This window comes from Collinsella sp. WCA1-178-WT-3 (M1), from assembly GCF_009696325.1.
In the GTDB taxonomy this organism is placed as follows: Bacteria; Actinomycetota; Coriobacteriia; order Coriobacteriales; family Coriobacteriaceae; genus Collinsella.
In genome coordinates this window covers 128177-146686 of record NZ_VUME01000001.1, presented here as the reverse complement: position 1 = coordinate 146686, position 18510 = coordinate 128177, and the positions used below count along the sequence as shown (strand labels likewise).

General features: G+C 60.0%; 13 protein-coding genes. 5 read left to right on the top strand and 8 right to left on the bottom strand.

Going from position 1 to position 18510, the window contains the following annotated elements:
• Window positions 1–364: 364 nt before the first annotated feature.
• The 3 genes from FYJ40_RS00665 to ptcA all read right to left on the bottom strand — a co-directional run bounded on the left by FYJ40_RS00665 (window position 365) and on the right by ptcA (window position 4511).
• Window positions 365–1570, bottom strand: coding sequence for an agmatine deiminase family protein (locus FYJ40_RS00665; RefSeq protein WP_154514952.1), 1206 nt, complete (start codon window positions 1568–1570; stop codon window positions 365–367).
• 306 nt (window positions 1571–1876) lie between these two features.
• On the bottom strand, window positions 1877–3307 hold the full coding sequence (locus tag FYJ40_RS00660) for an APC family permease (RefSeq protein WP_154514954.1): 1431 nt from the start codon (window positions 3305–3307) through the stop codon (window positions 1877–1879).
• A 130-nt stretch (window positions 3308–3437) separates the two neighbouring features.
• Window positions 3438–4511, bottom strand: coding sequence for a putrescine carbamoyltransferase (ptcA, locus tag FYJ40_RS00655; protein ID WP_154514956.1), 1074 nt, complete (start codon window positions 4509–4511; stop codon window positions 3438–3440).
• A gap of 330 nt (window positions 4512–4841) precedes the next feature.
• Between ptcA and FYJ40_RS00650 the strand changes: the two genes are divergently transcribed.
• Window positions 4842–5807, top strand: coding sequence for a response regulator transcription factor (locus FYJ40_RS00650; RefSeq protein ID WP_154514958.1), 966 nt, complete (start codon window positions 4842–4844; stop codon window positions 5805–5807).
• A gap of 454 nt (window positions 5808–6261) precedes the next feature.
• On the opposite strand, the gene FYJ40_RS00645 is transcribed toward FYJ40_RS00650, so the two are convergent.
• Together FYJ40_RS00645 and FYJ40_RS00640 are read right to left on the bottom strand one after the other, a co-directional pair.
• Window positions 6262–8463 carry an ABC transporter permease gene (locus tag FYJ40_RS00645; RefSeq protein WP_154514960.1) on the bottom strand — a complete coding sequence of 734 codons (2202 nt, stop codon included), beginning with the start codon at window positions 8461–8463 and terminating at the stop codon, window positions 6262–6264.
• A complete protein-coding gene (locus FYJ40_RS00640) occupies window positions 8453–9238 on the bottom strand; it encodes an ABC transporter ATP-binding protein (RefSeq protein WP_154514962.1) in 786 nt (261 codons plus the stop codon). The genes FYJ40_RS00645 and FYJ40_RS00640 overlap by 11 nt, the downstream gene beginning before the upstream one ends.
• A 262-nt stretch (window positions 9239–9500) precedes the next feature.
• On the opposite strand from FYJ40_RS00640, the gene vsr reads away from it, so the two are divergent.
• Window positions 9501–10490 carry a DNA mismatch endonuclease Vsr gene (vsr, locus tag FYJ40_RS08975; protein WP_229770601.1) on the top strand — a complete coding sequence of 330 codons (990 nt, stop codon included), beginning with the start codon at window positions 9501–9503 and terminating at the stop codon, window positions 10488–10490.
• A 359-nt stretch (window positions 10491–10849) separates the two neighbouring features.
• Here vsr and FYJ40_RS00625 read toward each other — a convergent pair whose 3' ends face one another.
• Window positions 10850–11707: a class II fructose-bisphosphate aldolase gene (locus FYJ40_RS00625; RefSeq protein ID WP_022095149.1), complete on the bottom strand. Its 858-nt coding sequence runs from the start codon at window positions 11705–11707 to the stop codon at window positions 10850–10852.
• 334 nt (window positions 11708–12041) lie between these two features.
• On the opposite strand from FYJ40_RS00625, the gene FYJ40_RS00620 reads away from it, so the two are divergent.
• Window positions 12042–12845, top strand: a complete 804-nt coding sequence (locus tag FYJ40_RS00620) for a DeoR/GlpR family DNA-binding transcription regulator (RefSeq protein ID WP_154514964.1) — start codon at window positions 12042–12044, stop codon at window positions 12843–12845.
• Between the two features lie 64 nt (window positions 12846–12909).
• Here FYJ40_RS00620 and FYJ40_RS00615 read toward each other — a convergent pair whose 3' ends face one another.
• The gene (locus FYJ40_RS00615; protein WP_195838506.1) at window positions 12910–14070 is read right to left on the bottom strand and encodes an FprA family A-type flavoprotein; all 1161 of its coding nucleotides are present in this window, start codon (window positions 14068–14070) and stop codon (window positions 12910–12912) included.
• Between the two features lie 129 nt (window positions 14071–14199).
• Window positions 14200–15186: a LacI family DNA-binding transcriptional regulator gene (locus FYJ40_RS00610; protein WP_154515200.1), complete on the bottom strand. Its 987-nt coding sequence runs from the start codon at window positions 15184–15186 to the stop codon at window positions 14200–14202.
• Window positions 15187–15569: 383 nt separating this feature from the next.
• Here FYJ40_RS00610 and FYJ40_RS00605 point away from each other — a divergent pair, with 383 nt between their 5' ends.
• Together FYJ40_RS00605 and FYJ40_RS00600 are read left to right on the top strand one after the other, a co-directional pair.
• Entirely contained in the window at window positions 15570–16775 is a 1206-nt protein-coding gene (locus tag FYJ40_RS00605) for a galactokinase family protein (protein ID WP_195838507.1), read from the top strand.
• A complete protein-coding gene (locus FYJ40_RS00600; RefSeq protein WP_229770600.1) occupies window positions 16766–18394 on the top strand; it encodes a UDP-glucose--hexose-1-phosphate uridylyltransferase in 1629 nt (542 codons plus the stop codon). Before FYJ40_RS00605 ends, FYJ40_RS00600 begins: the two co-directional genes overlap by 10 nt.
• Window positions 18395–18510: the final 116 nt, after the last annotated feature.

The window sequence follows — 18510 nt, the reverse complement described above, 5'->3', positions numbered from 1 at the left end:
GAAGGGATGCAATTGTTGGACCAACGCTCGCGGAACAGGCGCGTGTAGATGACGATACGCTGGTACATAGATACTCCGATCAAGACGGCCGCGCATACGACCGGGAACTTTCGGCAATTGGATACGCGTCTGACCTGGGATATCCAAGCGAACAATAGGCCTAACCCGCGATAGGTCCCAGGCCAGGCGGGTATTCAATCGAAGGGGAAGGGCACTCCGGTGTGGAGGCAACGGAGTGCCCAGGAAAGCCCGGCCGGCCGGCCAGGCGGCCCCGTTCGCCGGCCCCGTTCGCCTGGCCGGCGGGCCTCCGGGGTGCGGCGGATTCCCGTGAAAGAGGGGCGCCGCGCCCCGGCAAGCCAGGCTATTAGGCGGACGGCTCCTGCTGCGTGATGCAGTGGATGTTGCCGCCGCCGTAGACGACCTGGTCGGACTTGACGCCCACGCACTTGTAGACGCCCTCGCCCCAGACCTCGTCGTAGATCTCCTGGAGCGTGTCGACGGCCAGCTGGTCGTTCTCGTCGCCGTACTGCGGGACGATGACGCCGTGGTTGGTCACGAGGTAGTTCATGTAGGAGGCGATCAGCGGCTCGTCGGGGACGCGCGGCTCGGCGTTCTCGTCGGCGTCGATGGTGTCGCAGGAGGCCTGGTCCATGTACAGCGGCTTCACGGGCATGCAGAGCTTGTAGACCTTCAGCTTGCGGCCCTTGGCGTCAACCGCGTTGGAGAGGGTCTCGTAGGCGGCGTGGCACTGCTCGTAGAACGGGTACTCGGGGTCGTCGGTCCAGATGCAGACCATGACGCCCGGGGCGATGAAGGTGGCGACGTCGTCGATGTGGCCGTTGGTCTCCTCGGGGTCGATGCCCTCCTTGACCCAGATGACCTTCTCGACGCCGAGGTAGTCCTTGAGGTGCTCGGTCATGTACTCGCGAAGCTCCTCGCTCCAGGGCTCGAACTTCTTGCGGTACTTGGGCCAGAGGGACTCGGGGTCCTCCTCCTCCTCGAGCACCGCGGAGCAGGTGCGGCCGGGGGACAGGAGGCACTGGTCGGTGACGACGAGGGTGCCCTCGCCGTCGACGGTGATGGAGCCGCCCTCGAGGATCATGTCGTCGGGGCGGTAGCGGCGGCAGCCGGAGAGCTCGGCCATCTTGAGGGCGATCTGCTCGTCCTTGTCCCACGGGAAGTAGAGGCCGTCGATGAGGCCGCCGTAGCCGTTGAAGTGCCAGTGGTTGGCGCGCTTATCGCCCTTGCCGTTGATGACGTAGGTGGCGCCGGTGTCGCGGAACCAGGCGTCGTCGGTGGTCATCTCGACGACGGTGACGTTCTCGTCGTTCTCGAAGACGGCCTTGCAGTTGGCGTAGTCGACCTGGTTGGCGCACATGTAGACCGGGGTGAACTCGGAGATGGCGCGGGCGATGGCGGCATACTGCTTCTGGGCGGGCTTGGCGCCGTGGGCCCAGGTGTCGGTGCGGTGGGGCCAGCCTATCCACACGCGGTCCTGGGGGGCGAACTCGGCGGGCATGAAGAAGCCGTCGGCCCTCGGGGTGGACTCGGACTCGGTGATCGTACGCATAAGATTTCCTCCAAACCGAACGATCGTCTGCCGCGGGCGGGCTGCCCGCGGCCTAGGACCAAGAGATGGCGGGCGCCCGTCCCCCGGCAGAGGTCGGGGCGCCCGGCGCCGGTTTTCACGGGGTCGCACCGGCGGGCGACGACGTAGCCAGGTGCGCGGAGACAGGACGCACGAGGGATACGGGAGAGGGGTCGGGGCGGTCGGCGGCTGCCGGAGCTATCGCCTGCACCCGCCCCGGGGAATGGTTGGCGAACCTGTCGCCCGGGCACGCCTCCGGAGAGGCCGGGGTGCCCGGGGCCGGGTGCCCTAGTTCTCCTCGGCCTCCTCGGCGAGGCGCTGGGCGGCCAGCTCGGGGGTGAGGCCCTTGTACTCGGTCTCGCGGCCCTTGGCGCTGACGACGCGGACGACCTCGCCGATGAGCATGAGCACGATGAAGATGATGATCATCGGGACCTTCTCGCCGATCTCGGCGGCGGAGAACGGCACCAGCGTCGCGACGATGGCCAGGATCAGCTCGATGCAGGGGATGGCCAGCATGACCTTCATCATCGCGCCCTTGAACGGGAACGTGAAGATGCGCTCGCGGTTGGGGTCGTTCTTGCGGAGGTTGAGGAACGCCGGGAACATCGGGATGTAGGTGAGCAGCAGGAAGACGACGGAGGTGCCGAAGAGCATCCAGAAGACACCGTCGGAGATGGCGTCGACGGGAACGAGCTGCAGGCAGAGGACCAGGGAGGCGACGACGGCGTTGACCAGGTTGGCGCCGTTGGGCATGTCGTCCTCGGAGACCATCGAGGCGAAGACCTTGGGCATGTTGCCGTGCTCGGCGGCGTAGCGGGCGACGGAGTTGACGCCGAAGGACCAGGCGGCCATGTTGGCGAACAGGGTGATCAGGAAGGCGATGCAGATGACCTTGAAGAGCACGGAATCGCCCACCATGGTCTGGACTGCGAAGATCATGCCGTAGTCGGGGTCGATGGAGTCGGCCGGGATGGCGGCGCCGATGCCGAAGCCAGCGAACAGGTAGATGACGGCAATAGCCACGCCACCGACGACGATAGCCTTGGGGATATCGCGAGCGGGATCGGCCATGTCGTCGGTCATGGTGCAGATAACCTCGAAGCCCATGAAGTTAAAGATGATGATGGACAGGTAGCCCAGGGCGTTGGTGTTGGTGAGCTCGGGCAGGAAGGTGGCGGCGGACATGTCGTTCGCGAAACCGTTCTCCATGGCATACCAGATGCCCAGGGCGCCGACGATAACGGCTACGGCGACCTTGATCAGGGCGCCACCGTTGAGGACCCACTCGGAGTCGGCCGCCTTGGAGCGGCCCATGAGGTAGACGATCCACACGAAGGCAAGCTCGATGCCCATCTTGGCGATCAGGTTGAACTCGACGCCAAAGACCATGCCCAGGATGTCGGGGAACATGGTCGCCAGCGAGGCGATCCACAGCGGGTAGTTGACCCAGTAGTAGTACGAAATGCGGGCGCCCCACTTGTCGCCCAGGCCATCGCGTACCCAGTCGTAAATGCCGCCCTCGCCGTCATAGGTGGTGCCGAGCTCGGCGACGACCATGCCGTAAGGGAGCAGGAAGGTCAGGATCAGGAAGATCCACCAGAAGAACTGCTGGTTGCCAATGGCAGCAGCAGGAGCGGCGGCCTCGCAAACGAAGACGACGCAGATGATGGTCGAAATGACCGTCAGGAAGGAAAGCTTTTTCTTTCCGTCACTCATATTTAATCCTTTGCTCAGTCTTGGACAGATTCGAGGCCCTAAGTTATTAAGAATAGCTTGGGCCTCGGTGAGCGGGCGACAGGAGACGAGCATCCACCGCCCGCAAACGTGCTTTTAGAAGCCTTGAGGCTTAGAGCTGCTCGAGAGCCTCGAGAGCGGCGTGGAGCTCAGCCTTGGCGGAGTACTCGACACCCTCGTCGTTGAGCGGAGTGCGCTTGCCCAGGGCGGCAAGGAGAGCACGGATGGAGTGCTTGCGGTTCTCGGCCTCGACCCAGCACAGGGAGCGCTCGGGATCGTCCATGACCTCGTCGACGACTTCCTCGCCACGGGTGGCCGGCAGGCAGTGCATGAACTTGGAGTTGGGGCCGGCGAAGTTCATCATGTCCATGGTGACCTGATACTTGGGATAGAACACGTCCATGTAGTTCTCGCCCGAGACCTCCTCGTCGTACAGGCCATACCACACGTCGGTGTAGATGAAGTCGGCGCCCTTGATGCACTCGATGTCGTCAGAGATGACAACAGAGCCGCCGGAGACCTTGCAGTTCTCCTCGGCGATGGCCATCATCTGCTTGCCGAACTCGGCGCGCTCCTCGGCGGTGCCAACGTGCAGGCCGCCGTCGGGGATCTGGTGGCCCTTAGGTCCAAACTGGACAAACTTCATGCCGACCTTGGAGGCGATGAACATGAGGGAGACGCAGACCTGGGTGGCATCGCCGATGAAGGCCAGGGTGCAGTCCTCGATCTTCTTGCCCTCGGGGAGGTTCTCGAGCATGGTCATGAGGTCGCCCATCTCCTGCGTGGGATGGTTGAACTCGGACATGCCGTTGATGACGGGCACAGCGGAGCCCTCGGCGAGGCCGACGACGTCCTTGTGACGGTCAACGCGAGCCATCATGATGTCGAGCAGCGAGCCCATAACGCGAGCGGTGTCGCCCAGGGACTCGTGACCGCCGAGCTGGATGGTGCCAGGGCCATAGAACTGAGCATGTCCGCCGAGGTCGGTCATAGCGGTCTCGAAGGAAAGACGGGTGCGGGTGGAGACCTGCTGGAAGATCATGCCAAGGCTCTGGTTGCGGAGCAGGTGAGGATAATAACCGTCAACCTTGATGGCCTTCTTCATTGCCAGGCCAAGATCCTCGATAGCCAGGATCTGCTCTTTGGTAAAGTCGTTGGTGTCGATGAAATCCTTAGGCAGTGCCATATCGATTTCCTTTCCGCCGGTCTTGCCGACTTATTTACTGTGAGGCGCTCGTACTTCACACCTCGTGTTGACAAGACCATCATTCACCCGCGTGCAATTTTTACCTAGTTTATTCGGGATTAAAGACCGTTCACGGAGTTACACCCTCTATAAACCAATTTAAACCCGCAGGCAGCGGGCTTGCAGGGGGTTTACCGTCTGGAACCGCGAACGGTATACGGCTATGCTATGTCAGGCGTCTAATCCGCAATGGAACGACCGGCTGAGACAAGTATACCCGTGGGATATAGCGGGCTCCATAAGAGTTCAAATGAGACAGGACGGTGACAAATGGACACGCTCATGTTCTTCTATACCTTAGCGATACTCGTAATCTGTATTGTGACGGCAGTGCTTTCGCTTGCCGCCTACGCCTCGTCCCATCGACGCTTCTTTATCTATGGCAGCGGCGTCTTTATTTGCTACGCCATCGAGATGACCGAGATCTTCTTTTTTGAATACACGTTGCAAAACGAGACTTTTCCGGCCAGCGACTATTACGCAATTACCATGCCTGCGTTTCGGACCCTTGTGGCGACCATTTCACAGGCTTTTATTTGGCTGATTGCCATGGACTTGCTCGATAAGCATTCAAAAAAGCAGTTCGCTATCCCCGTCTTAACATTTTTGCTGTTAGAGTCGCTGACTATCGTCGCTGTCCCCTCCGGCCCCATGCGTCAGTGGCTCTACTACACGATGCGTCAGGTATTTCTTCTCTTTGTGGGACTGTATATCTTTTGGACGGCTCATAAAAGTACGGAGGTTGAGCTGAAGGCACGCGTTAACAACCAGCGAAAGCACCTGATTATCGGCGCTATTCTGGTCGGTTGCATCGTTGCCGAAGATTTCTACAACATCCTTGTCATCCCCATGAGTCTGGCACCCTCTTGGCTGCAGCTTTATCTATCCGAGCGCAACTTTAGCGAGAACGTCTTTGCGTGCTACTTTGCGATTCTGCTGATCATCTACTCATACCACGTGCTTTCAATTCGCATGGAGAAGGCGCCCGAGGAAAAGAACGTCAACGATCTTGATCGACACATCGAAGAGCAAATGCCCTTCTATCGCAACGCCTACAGGCTCTCCAACCGCGAGGCCGAGGTTTTGCGTCTGGTTGTGCTGGGCAAGTCGAACCAAGAGATTGCTGACGAGCTATTCCTTGCCGTTGGCACCGTCAAGACCCACATCCACAACATCCTGGTCAAAACCGAGCAGCAAAACCGCACCACGCTCATCCTCCACTTTTGGAAGCGTTAACCTGCCAAAAAGGGACAGGTTTATTTTGGTAGGTTTTATCTGGGCAAACGCCAGCCGCCGCAAGAGAGCTGCTTTCCCTTGCGGCGGTCTTCTAGCAGTAAGACCAAGTGAGTAGACTTTTTGCAGGAGGTCGAGCACAGCCCAAAACGCCGCGGCTCTGACCTGCAATTTTATTGAACATTTATCGCGATGTGCTCGGCATATCTAAATAAGTCTACTCACTTGCATCCGAGACGCACCAGATAGGCAAATAACCGCCGCGAAGGAAGGGTTATGCGGTTTTACCAAACCGCATAACGGCTCGACGCTGCAAGCGCCCCTGAGCGAGCAATCTGACGTTCAGTCGTCGGTCGCGTACAAAAGTACGCTTCCCTCCTCTTTCACGTCACCTTACTCGCTTAGGGGCGCTTTCGCTGACTTATGCTCAACCTACAATGATTCCAAACTGGATGAGTTACTCGCTGTAGCGGGTGGCTATGGCAGCTCGCACCATTCCGGTGCTCATGAGGTAGGTCACCAGGAAGTAGCCACCGTATGCTGCCAGGAAGATCGCGCAGGTGAGGCCCACAGTGCCGCCGATGCTCATATTTCCGAATATGCTCACCAGCTCGATAATCACCTTAAGTGCCACAAAGGAGTGCGCCAGACCCACTGCCAGCGGGAACAGGAAGAATACCGCCTGCTGCGCCATCACCGAATGGCGAATCTGGCGGTCGTCGCAGCCGATCTGTGCCAGCACACGATAGCTGCGGCTGCCGTCGGCCACGTTGGAGAGTTGCTGGATCGACAGAATCGCCGCGCATGCAACGACCAATACAAAGCCGATGTAGATGGCTAGGTAGCTAATCATGCCGTTCATTTGCGCTGCTTGCGCGTACATCTCGGAGCGTGTGATGAAGATTCCCCACGATCCCGGCTCCTTGCCGTCAACGAGCAGATTGTCGAGCACAGTGTATTCAATGCTCTCGTCTGCCTCGGTCGTATCCATCCCCTGTTTGTAGTTAACGAGCAGGCTACTGGAATACGGCTGCAGATTGAGTTGGGACAACAGCTCGTCGGCAACGACGACGGTACCCGGATTACTGCCCATCGCCGAGTTGGCGATGGCCGCCGTGTCCTCGTCCGACTTATCGGTTGCGGGCTTGAGCGTATGCCCGCCCAAGGTAAGGGCATGGCCGCCGGCCATATACTTGGTGTACAGGTCGACCAGCTCACCGCCCATATCACACGTAAGCAAGTACTGGTCGCGGCCAATGCTCACCGGCTCCTCGCCCATCATCTGACGCAGCTTGTTGTACTGGCTCGCCGGCGTCACAAACAGACCCATCGCATCGGCCTTGCTACCCCCGAACGCCTTGGGAAGCTTTTCGCCCATGGTCTTGCACATCTCACCCGCAGACACCGAAGGGCTCGAACCGCCAAACGGGTAACTTAGATACGAATCGATCTGCACATGCTCACCGGCAACATCGGCGATATTGACCTTCTTGCCGGTCTCGTCGTTGTTGTCCGCCGACTTGTCCTTACCGTGCCATGCGGGGTACAAATCGACCGTTGTATCGGCCAGCACCATGCGATCGGCCTCAGACGGATTGACGTACTCCTTGTAGTAGTCGAGCGTATCGGTCGTGTAATAGACATACGTCTGCGACATATCGGCCGGCGTATAGCGCTCCAGATTCTCATTCATCACATTGGCAATCGACATACCGCACGTCACCGAGGTGATGGCCAAAAACAGGAGCATCGCGATGACGCCCATCGAAAAGCACACCGTGTTGACCTTGGCCGCAAGCTGGCGCACGATAAACATGTTGAGGCCGCGCCAATACACGCCGCGCAGGCTCTGCAGCAGCTTGATAAGCATGCCCGAGAGTCCCCAGAACAGGGCAAAGGTGCCCACGGTAACCATAGCGGTCGTAATGCCAAACTGGTTCATGGCCTCTTGCAGCTTGCTGTCCGTCGCGGTTAGCGGGAACCCATCACGTAGCAGACGGTAATAGGCCACGCCCACAAGCACCACGCCCACGGCAAAGATGGCAATCGCGATCCAGGGGTTGCGTGTCTTGATGCTCTCGTTGCGACGCTCGGCACCCATAAGCTCGATGAGTTTGGTACGACGCACGGCGCGAAGGTTCAGCAGTAGCGTGAGCACAAACATTACGAGCATGCAGGCAAGGGTCAGGTTGAACGCATGCACCGAGAAAAAGAAGTGGAAATTGGCGATCTGTGTCTTAAAGAGCGAGGCCGTAAAGAACGTCATGAGCTGGGAGAGTCCCACACCCAGCACAATGCCGGCGACAAAGGCCACAACCGATACTATCACGGTCTCGAGCGCCATGATCGTGGCGACGCGCCCGCGCCCCATACCGAGCACCTGGTACAGGCCAAACTCCTTCTTGCGGCGTTTCATGATGAAGTTATTGGCATACACCATCAAAAAGGCCATGACACCGGCCAAAAAGTACGTCAGGTAGCCGAGCATGCTGCCCATAACCTGCGCCAAGCCCTCTTCATCGATTCCGGCGATGTCGACCTGCATCGAGATGGTGTTAAAGGCATAGAAGACCGTGACACCCAGGGTGAGCGTCAAAAGGTAGACGAGGTAGTCGCGGCCGGCGCGGCGGACGTTGCCCCAAGCGAGTTTACAGAGCATCGGAGCCCTCACCGCCCATCATGGCAACGACCTCCATAATGCGGTCGAAGAACTCGCGGCGGTCGGTGTCTCCGCGGCGCAGCTCGGTGAAGATCTTGCCGTCGCGAATAAACAGCACACGGCTCGTGTAGCTGGCGGCAAAGCTGTCGTGCGTGACCATGAGCACGGTGGCGCGCAGGCGGCGGTTAAGGGCCTCCAGGCTCTCGAGCAGCAGGCGAGCGCTCTTGGAATCGAGGGCGCCGGTGGGCTCGTCGGCCATGATCATGGTGGGGTCGGTGACGAGCGCGCGAGCCGCGGCAACGCGCTGCTGCTGGCCGCCGGACATCTGGTAGGGATACTTGTCGAGCACCTGACTGATGGACAGGCGCGCTGCCACATCCTGCACGCGGGTCGAGATCTCTGCCGAGTTTGTGCGGGCGATGGTGAGCGGCAGGGCGATGTTCTCGCGTGCCGTGAGCGTATCGAGCAGGTTGGAGTCCTGAAAGATAAAGCCAAGCTCCTCGCGACGGAACTGCGAAAGCTTAGCCTGCTTCATGCGCGTCACGTCCTGGCCGTTGATGCGGATCGCGCCGCTTGTGGCACTATCGATGGTCGACACGCAGTTGAGCAACGTCGACTTACCCGAGCCCGAAGCGCCCATGATGCCAACGAATTCGCCGCGGTTGACGGTAAAGCTGACGTCGTTGAGCGCGCGGGTCACGTTGCCCAGCGCTCCGTATACCTTTTCGAGATGCACGACTTCCAGTACCGGGGTCGCCATGTGCGTGGTTTGCATACCGAGTCCTTTCTTGCGATTAGTCTACGGCATCTATAGTCGCAAGAAGCCGAGTCGGCTACCATCGATATCGCTTACGCTTGCCTTACCGTTGCGTAAGGTAGGGGTAGTCTTTTTGGGACGGGGCTTTTTTAGCTACCCTATCCGTAGCCTTCGAAGCATGAGGCCGCATTTGACATAGGGCAGCTAAAAAAGCCCCGTCCCAAAAAGACTACCCAAATGAGCTACCCTGCCACGTGTCGATGTTGAGAGAGGACTCCTGTTGAAGACTGTTCATGTTGCCGCTGGGATCATTCGCAAGGAAGGATCTGACGAGCTGCTTGCCGTGCAGCGCGGCTATGGCGACATGCAGGGACTTTGGGAGTTTCCCGGCGGCAAGCTCATGCGCGGCGAGACGCCCGAGGACGCCGTACGCCGCGAGCTCATGGAAGAGTTGCAGGTAAAAGTCACCAACCTGCGCGATTTTTACACCGTTGAGTATGACTACCCCGATTTTCATCTCTCAATGGAGTGTTACTACTGCTCGCTGGCTAAAGAATCCGATGAGCCCCAGAAGCACGACCGCCAGCTCGATATCCGCTGGATTCCGCGCACCTCGCTTGCCACCGTTGAGTGGATGCCCGCCGACAAGGGGCTCATCGATGCTCTGATTGAGTTGAAGGAAGATCGGCTTGAGGCCAACGGCGCCGCCGATGACGCCACGCCCAACACGGCCGACAAACCCGCCACCAAGCCCAAGCGCGCACCTAAGCGCCGCAGCAAAAAGCGTCCCAAGCCAGGTCTGCTCGACGGCATCGATACCTCGGACCTCTCCGCTGACGAGCGCGAACTGGTGCGCCGTCGCGCCGCTATAAAAAAGTCCATGAAGGGCAACAAGCGCGCCAACACCAAACCCGAACTGCTCGTTCGCCAGCGCCTGCGGGCAGCGGGCCTTACGGGATACCGTCTGGAATGGAAGGTACCCGGCAAGCCTGACATCGCCTTTCCCGGGCGCAAGATCGCCATTTTCGTCAACGGCTGCTTTTGGCATCGCTGCCCTAAGTGCAATCCGAGCCAGCCCAAGCGCAATGTTGAGTTTTGGGAGGCAAAGTTTCGCCGCAACGTCGAGCGCGACCGAGCCGCCATCGACGCGCTTACCCAAATGGGCTGGACGCCCATCACCGTCTGGGAATGTGAGCTCAAGAAAGACCGCATTGACGCCACCATGGAAAAGGTCATCGAACAGGTACGCGCCGCCGCACCGCAGCGCTAACAGCGATCATTCACACGCTCCGCACGTCCGCGCCACATCCGAGCCGCAAACCTTAGAAAGCCCTTAAGCTCAAAACCTTTCAAGAGTGTTATTCGATACCTTTGACCTGCGGTTTCATTGTTATATCAAACCTGATTAAGCCTTTCTTTAGCGCTTCTTTGCAGCAGCCGCGGCATAATACTGCCAACGAACGGGACCTAGCAGCACACCCCGTGCACAACCTTTTGGTGGACATCGAGACGGAGGAAGCCCCGCAGCGCGTAGCGCGCAGCGGGGCTTCCGACATGTCCGAGGACGTTCTGAGAGATAGGCCCTTTTCCGTTTCCGGACGGCCCGGTGGGATCAGAGTACCCTTGCTGTTACTCTGCTTTGCCCACAGAGTTGAGGTTGGTCATGCGGATCTTAACCAGCTCGGTGATCTCACGCATGCCCTCCTTGGCCGGCTTCTTGGGATCGAAGCAGGCGGGGTTCTCGGCCATGTAGGCCATGAAGCCCTTGGTGTAGGCCTGACGCAGCTCGGTAGCGTAGTTAACCTTGCAGATGCCGTTCTTCACAGCCTCGGCAACCTGCTCATCGGGCACACCGGAAGTGCCGTGCAGAACCAGCGGCACGTCGACGGCGTCGCGGATGGCCTTGACCACGGACTGCTCGATGTGCGGATCGCTCGTGTACACGCCGTGGCTGGTGCCAACGCCAATGGCCAGCGAGGTGCAGCCGGTGCGCTCGACGAACTCCTTGGCCTCGGCAGGATCGGTGTAGGGGCTCTCGCCCTCAACCGCGGGACCGTCGTCCTCCTTGCCGCCGACCTTGCCGAGCTCGGCCTCGACGGGCACGCCCATGGCGCGGCCAGCGTCGGCGACGGACTTGGTCAGGGCAATGTTGTCCTCGAAGGACTCGTGCGAGCCGTCGATCATGACGGAGGTGTAGCCCGTGCGGAAAGCCTGCATGCAGCGGTCATAGCCATCGCCGTGATCGAGGTGCAGAGCGACGGGCACGGAAGCGCGCTCGGCAGCGGCCTTCACCATGCCGTAGAAGTAGTCCAGACCAGCGGTCTTGATGGTGCCCGGGGTGGTCTGCATGATGACGGGGGACTTGGTCTCCTCGGCAGCGGCCAGAACGGCCATAACAAACTCGAGGTTCTCGACGTTGAACGCGCCGACGGCGTAGTGGCCGGCCTGAGCGTCCTTGAGCATCTTTTCGGTGGTAACAAGTGCCATGAGCGTTTGCTCCTCTCCCTCGCCCGCATCTGGACATCGGGCGTAGTTGTTCACAAGGCGTTTTACCTTGCGTTTTACTGCGCTCATTGTATGAAATTCAGCGGCTTTGCACGTGCGAGATATTGAGTCCATGCAGGCCAATACAGTCGTTTTTGAAAAGTAAACGGAAGGAATCGGAACCGAGTGGGCGTGTTCGATATTGAATTTTGAGCGTTTAGCGTCTTTCTTTTATAGAAAAGATAAGTAATCGAAAGGTGTTTTCTTACTCAAAAAGAAAATGAACGAAAATAGAGTCAACACAATTCCTGCAAATTTAGCCGAGAATGGAGCAAACATGGCCCAAGCTACCAACCGTGCTTTTGCTGACGAGCGCCGTACCGCCATTATGGAAATACTCGAGCATAACGCCTCGGTGCAGGTAGCAGAAATCGCCCAGACCTTTGGCGTGTCCTCCGTCACCGCCCGCGCCGACCTGGACGCGCTCGCCGAAGCAGGCAAGCTGCGTCGCACACATGGTGGTGCCGTATCGCTCCACAAACGCCTGACCGTCTCCACGCAAGATCGCCGCATCAATGTCAACGTCGCCGCCAAGCAGGCCATCGCGCAATGCGCCATCGAGCTCGTTAATGACGGCGACACGCTGCTCGTCGACTCGGGCACCACGGCGCTCGAATTCGTCCGGCTCCTCGATCAGCGCGACGGCATCACCGTTATCACGGCCGACATTACCATCGCCGATTATATTGACGAGAGCATGCCCTCGGTCGATGTCGTCATGCTGGGCGGGGCACTGCGCAAAGGTCATCGCTATCTGTACGGCCCACTTACCATGCAGGCGCTCCAAATGGTCCACGCCGACCTTGCCGTCATGTGTCCTGGCGCTTTTGTTCCCGGCTGCGGCTTTACGACCGACTTTCCGCAGATGGCCGAGACCAAAGCGGCTATGGTCGGTGCCACCCGTCAAAGCGTCGCCCTCATGGATGTCAGTAAGGTCAACGGACGCGGCATGTACCGTTTTGCCGAGCTTGCCGACGTCGACATCATCGTGATGGACAGCGACCCCGACGCCGCCGTCGCCACCTCAATCGCCGAGGCCGCCGACAGCGCACGTCCAGCCCTCATCATCGCCGGCGCTTAAACAAAAACCACCACAAAGGGCCTGTCCCTTTGTGGTGGTTTTGCCCGTTAAAAGCGAAATATCGCTACTTGGAAAGCTCGTCGGCGAGGGCCTCGATCTGGGCGCGCGATGTGTCGTTGAGCGATCCCAGCACGGTCACCTTGTTCTGCGCCAGGGTGATGTCCTTCATGCCCTCGAGCTCCTTGGTCATAACCTTGGCAGCGGTGGGCGCCCAGGAACCGGCCTCGACGAGCGCCACGGTGCGGTTCTGGTAGGCATGCTCGGCGAGCGTGTGGATAAAGGTGCTCATGAACGGGAAGATCTCGCCCTGATAGGTGATAGAGGCGAGCACCAGGCGGTCATAGCGGAACGCATCCTCAACGGCCTCGGCCATGTCGTCGCGAGCCAGGTCAAAGACGGAAACCTTCTGGCCGCGAGCCTCGAGCGCTGCGGCGAGCTCCTCGACAGCGGCCTTCAGATGGCCGTAGACGCTCGCGTAGGCAATGGTGATGCCCTCGTCCTCGGGCTGGTAGCTCGACCAGGTGTTATAGGTGTCGAGGTAATAGCCCAGGTTCTCGGTAAGGACAGGACCGTGGAGCGGGCAGATGATCTGAATATCCAGATCGGCAGCCTTTTTGAGCACGGCCTGCACAAACTTGCCAAACTTTCCCACGATGCCAAAGTAGTAGCGGCGAGCCTCGCAAGCCCAACCCTCGGGATCCTCGATGTCGTTGGCGCCAAACTTGCCAAAGCCGTCGGCGCTAAAGAGCACCTTGTCGGTGGCCTCATAGGAGAAGAGTACCTCGGGCCAGTGAACGTTGGGGGCGCCGATAAAGGTCAGGCTGTGGCCGCCCAGGTCGAGCACGTCGCCCTCTTTGACAACCATTTTGCGCTCGGGGAAGTCGGTGCCAAAGTAGTTGACCATCATGCGGAAAGCACCCATGCTGGCCACAATCTGCGCCTGGGGATAGCGCTCCATAAAGGCGGCGATACCGGCGGAGTGATCAGGCTCCATATGATGGATGACCAGGTAGTCGGGCGTACGGCCATCGAGCGCGGCCTCGAGGTTGCCGAGCCACTCGTCGACAAAACCACCGTCGACCGAATCGGCGACAGCGATCTTTTCGCCCAAGATAACGTAGCTGTTGTATGCCATACCGTTCTCGGACACATCGTACTGGCCCTCGAACAGGTCAATGTCGTGGTCGTCGACGCCAATGTAGCGGATATCCTTGGTGATCTCCATCAGACAAAGCCTCCTAGATAGACAAAATAACTTGTCTATCATAGCACTTGGCAGCATTCCAACTGTTATCTGCCGGCATCCTTACCGATTGTTATTGAAATACGATAAATCGTCGTTTACCTGCGCAAACTATGAGCGTGGCATCGCCGTGCTATGTCGAATAATGAGCTGGCCGGGAATACGGATAGCAACGGTTTTGCCCGCCGTACCCGCCTCGGGAACCGCGTGCTCAAACACCTCGCGTCCACGCTGATGTAAATCGAATCGAACGGTCGTGAGCTCGTTATGCGCGACAAAGTCGTCGAGCGAATCGTCGACGCCCACCACGCTTACGTCCTCGGGCACGCGCAGGCCGCTATCACGCAGCGCGGCAATCGCGCCATTTGCCATCTGATCGTTTGCCGCATAAATCGCCGTCATGGTGCGATCGTGCTCGGCCAGGTACCTGCCGGCCTCGTAGCCGCTGTTGGCAGACCAGTCGCCCTCGAGCGGCGCCTGCGGCTTAATGTGCTTATGCTCGAGCGCATCCTGCCAGCCGGCGCGACGAAATTGCTCGTCGACCGAGAACGACGGGCCGCCAATATAGCGAATTTGCTCGTGCCCCAGCTCAAACAGATGATCCATAAGCAAGAGCGAGCAGCCGTAATGGTCGGAGTCGACCGTGGTCACCCGCGGGTGCGCGTACATGGTAACAATAACCGTGCCAATGCCCGGCAGCGGATCAAACGTCTCAAAATCGGGCGCCATGCGGCTCATGCCGATGATGATGCCGTCCACCGGCAGCGCAGCCATACGACGCGTGGCCTCGGCAAGCGAAAACTCCTCGGTCTTGGACATCTCGACCAGCGTGATGGCGCAATTATGCTCTCGAGCAGCGCTGGCGATGCCATCGATCATTGAGAGGTTGCCAAACTTGGTGATATCGTTGACGCACAGACCGACCGAATGGTAACGGCCGTCGCGCAGCGAGCGGCCGGCATAACTCGGACGAAAACCGAGCTCTTGCATAGCGGCCTGCACGCGCTGGCGCGTCTGCTCGTTAACGTTGGGCAAGCCGTTGGCGACGCGCGAAACCGTCTGCTGCGAAACACCGGCAGCGCGGGCGACGTCGGCCATGGAGACCGGACGCGTACCTGTATCGTTGGACGAGTGCCTTGCCACAGGATCACCTTCACCCTTGCGAGATCTGAATAGCGTGCATGCCGGCCCGGGCAGAAATATATCCCGCTCCGAGGCCCGCTATCGTCGGACGCATGTTAACGTACTCTACTTTTTCTATCTGTATCTCTTCTGCTTTATAAGTCCATACGGCGGTACCGTTCACGGCTGTAATTCTACCGACTACCAGATTCTCAAAAAGTGACAAGCGATCTGTTATGAGTACGTTAACATAGCCCGTAACGTGCGGCATCGTGAACACTTGGTTCATGCCGCTTCAAGTTGTTAACGTACTCATAGCGACGCAAAACTCACCCGTGCGCGCCAAGGAAAGGACTCCCATGACCACCCCCGACGAAAAGACACTCACCATGCTCACCAAGCTGTTTGAGGAGGAGTTTGGACCCATCGGCGACCGCCAGGTGCTCTACGTGCACGCGCCCGGGCGTTCTGAGATCAGCGGCAATCACACCGACCACGAGGGCGGCCATGTTATCGCCGGCTCGCTCGATGTCGCCGTTGACGGTATCGCCGTGGCAACCGACTCCAACAAGATCCGCGTCGCCGACGAGGGCTATCCTACCTTTGAGATCACGCTCGATACGCTAGATGTTCAGGAGTCCGAGAAGGGCACGTCCGCGAGCCTCGTCCGCGGTATGGCCCACGAAATCGCTGCTCTGGGCGTTGAGCCCCAGGGCTTCGACTTCGCCTTCACCTGCTCCGTCCCCTCGGGCGGCGGCCTTTCGAGCTCTGCTGCTGTCGAGGCGGCGTACGGTCGTGCCATGGAGACGCTCTGGGGCGCACCCGCCATTGAGCCCGTCGCGCTCGCCCAGATGAGCCAGCGCACCGAGAACAACTATTACGGCAAGCCCTGCGGTCTGATGGACCAGGCCGCCGTTTGCTTGGGCGGCCTCGCCTACATGGACTTTGAGGACCAGGCTCAGCCTAAAACCCAGAAGCTCGAACTCAACTTTGAGGATCACGGCTACGCGCTCGTGCTCGTTAAGGTTGGCGCCGACCATGTGGCCGCCACCGACGACTACGCCGCCGTTCCGCGCGAGATGCAGGACATCGCCGCCGAGTTTGGCAAGGCACGCCTATGCGAGGTAAACGTGGCGGATTTTGACGCCAAGCTCCCCGAGCTACGCGCCAAGCTGGGCGACCGTGCCTGCCTGCGCGCCGTTCACTACTGGTACGAGAACGGCCTGGTCGATAAGCGCTGGGCAGCCCTTAGCGCCGGCGACATCGACCAGTTCCTGGTCCTGACGCGCGAGTCCGGTGCCAGCTCCGCCATGTACCTGCAGAATGTCGTCGCCAAACTGGGCTCCGAGCAACCTTCCATGTATGCCTTGGCGCTGGCCGAGCATGTGCTCGACGGCCGCGGCGCCGTCCGCATCCACGGTGGCGGCTTTGGTGGCACCATCCAGGCCTTCGTGCCGCTCGACCTGGTCGACACCTTCATCACCAAGATGAACGGCTGGCTGGGCGAGGGCTCTGCCCGCCACTACGCAATTTCTGACAAGGGGGCTTACGCGGCATGGCTGTAATGACTGATGTGCGCGAGGCCGCGCAGGGCCTGATTGAGTATGCCATCCATCGATCCATGATCGGACAGGATGACCGCATCTGGGCCTACAACACCATTCTCGAGTGCATCGGCGCCACGGGTCCTGCCCTCGACATGGCTTGGGCGATGCAGAACGAGAAGCTCTCGCTCTTGCACCCCGATACGCTCCCCAATTTTGATCTGGAGGGCACGCTTGCCGCGCTTTCCGAGGACGCCGTTGCCAACGGCGCTGCCGAGGACACGGCGTCGGGCCGTGACCGCATCGCCATGCGCATCATGGGCGCGCTCATGCCGAGGCCTTCGGTTGTAAACGAGGAGTTCAACGGACGCATGGGCGTCAACGAGCCCCGCGCCGCGACCGACTGGTTCTATGGTCTGTGCTGTGACGCCGGTTACGTGCGCCGCGCCGCCATCGCGCGCAATATCAAATGGAGCACCCCCACCAACTGGGGCGACCTGGAAATCACCATCAACCTGTCGAAGCCCGAGAAGGACCCGCGCGACATTGCCGCGGCCGGCGCCGCAAAGAACACGGGCGAGAAGTATCCCGCCTGTCAACTGTGCATCGAGAACGAGGGCTACCCTGGACGCTCCGCCGCAGCCGACGGCGGCGCCCATCCCGCTCGCCAGAACCTGCGCGTTATCCCCATCCAGCTCAACGGCGAGCGCTGGGGCTTCCAGTACAGCCCGTACGCGTACTTTAACGAGCACTGCATCGCTATGAGCGCCGAGCATCGCCCGATGCACGTCGACCGTAAGGGACTGACCTGCCTGCTCGATTTTGTGGACCTGTTCCCGCACTACTTTATTGGCTCCAACGCCGACCTGCCCATCGTGGGCGGCTCGATTCTGTCGCACGATCACTTCCAGGGCGGCGCGCACGAGTTCCCCATGATGCATGCCGCCGAGGTCTCGCAGTTTAACGTGCCCGGCTTTGACCAGGTCAGCGGCACCGTGTTGCAGTGGCCGCTTTCGGTGCTGAGACTGCGCTCGCACGACCGCGCCCAGCTGCTCGACGCCGCCGAGAAGATTATCCTCGCCTGGCGCGAGTGGACCGATGAGTCTGTGGGCGTCATCGCACACACGGCCGACGGCGTGGCCCACAACACCGTGACGCCCGTCATCCGCCGCGTCGACTCTCGCGGCAATGCCGGCGGCGCGATCTACGAGGCCTACCTGGCGCTTCGCTGCAATATCACAACCGACGAGCATCCGCTGGGCGTATTTCACCCGCATGCCGAGTACCACCATATTAAGAAGGAGAACATCGGCTTGATCGAGGTCATGGGCCTGGCCATTTTGCCGCCGCGCTTGGTTCCCGAGCTCGGCGCTGTCCGCGAGCACTTGCTGGCAGCCAAGGCCGATGTCAGTTACGACCTTGCCGGCGCGCTCGAGGGCGACGACCTTTGCCGCAGCCACGCCGCATGGGCCGAGGACGTCTTTGCCCGCCGCGCCGACGAGCTTACGGCGGATAGCGCCATCGACATCCTGCACGAGGAGGTCGGCATGGTGTTTGGCCACGTGCTCGACAACGCCGGCGTCTTTAAATGGGACGAAGCCGGTCGCGCCGCCCAGCAGCGCTTTATCGACTCGCTGTAGAGAACGGGTCCGAACGTTCAACAGCAGCCCGCACGACATAGCCACCTATACGACAACGGCGCCTGCCGGCAATATCGCCGGCGGGCGCCGCTTTTGGTGCAAGGGCAGCTAATTTG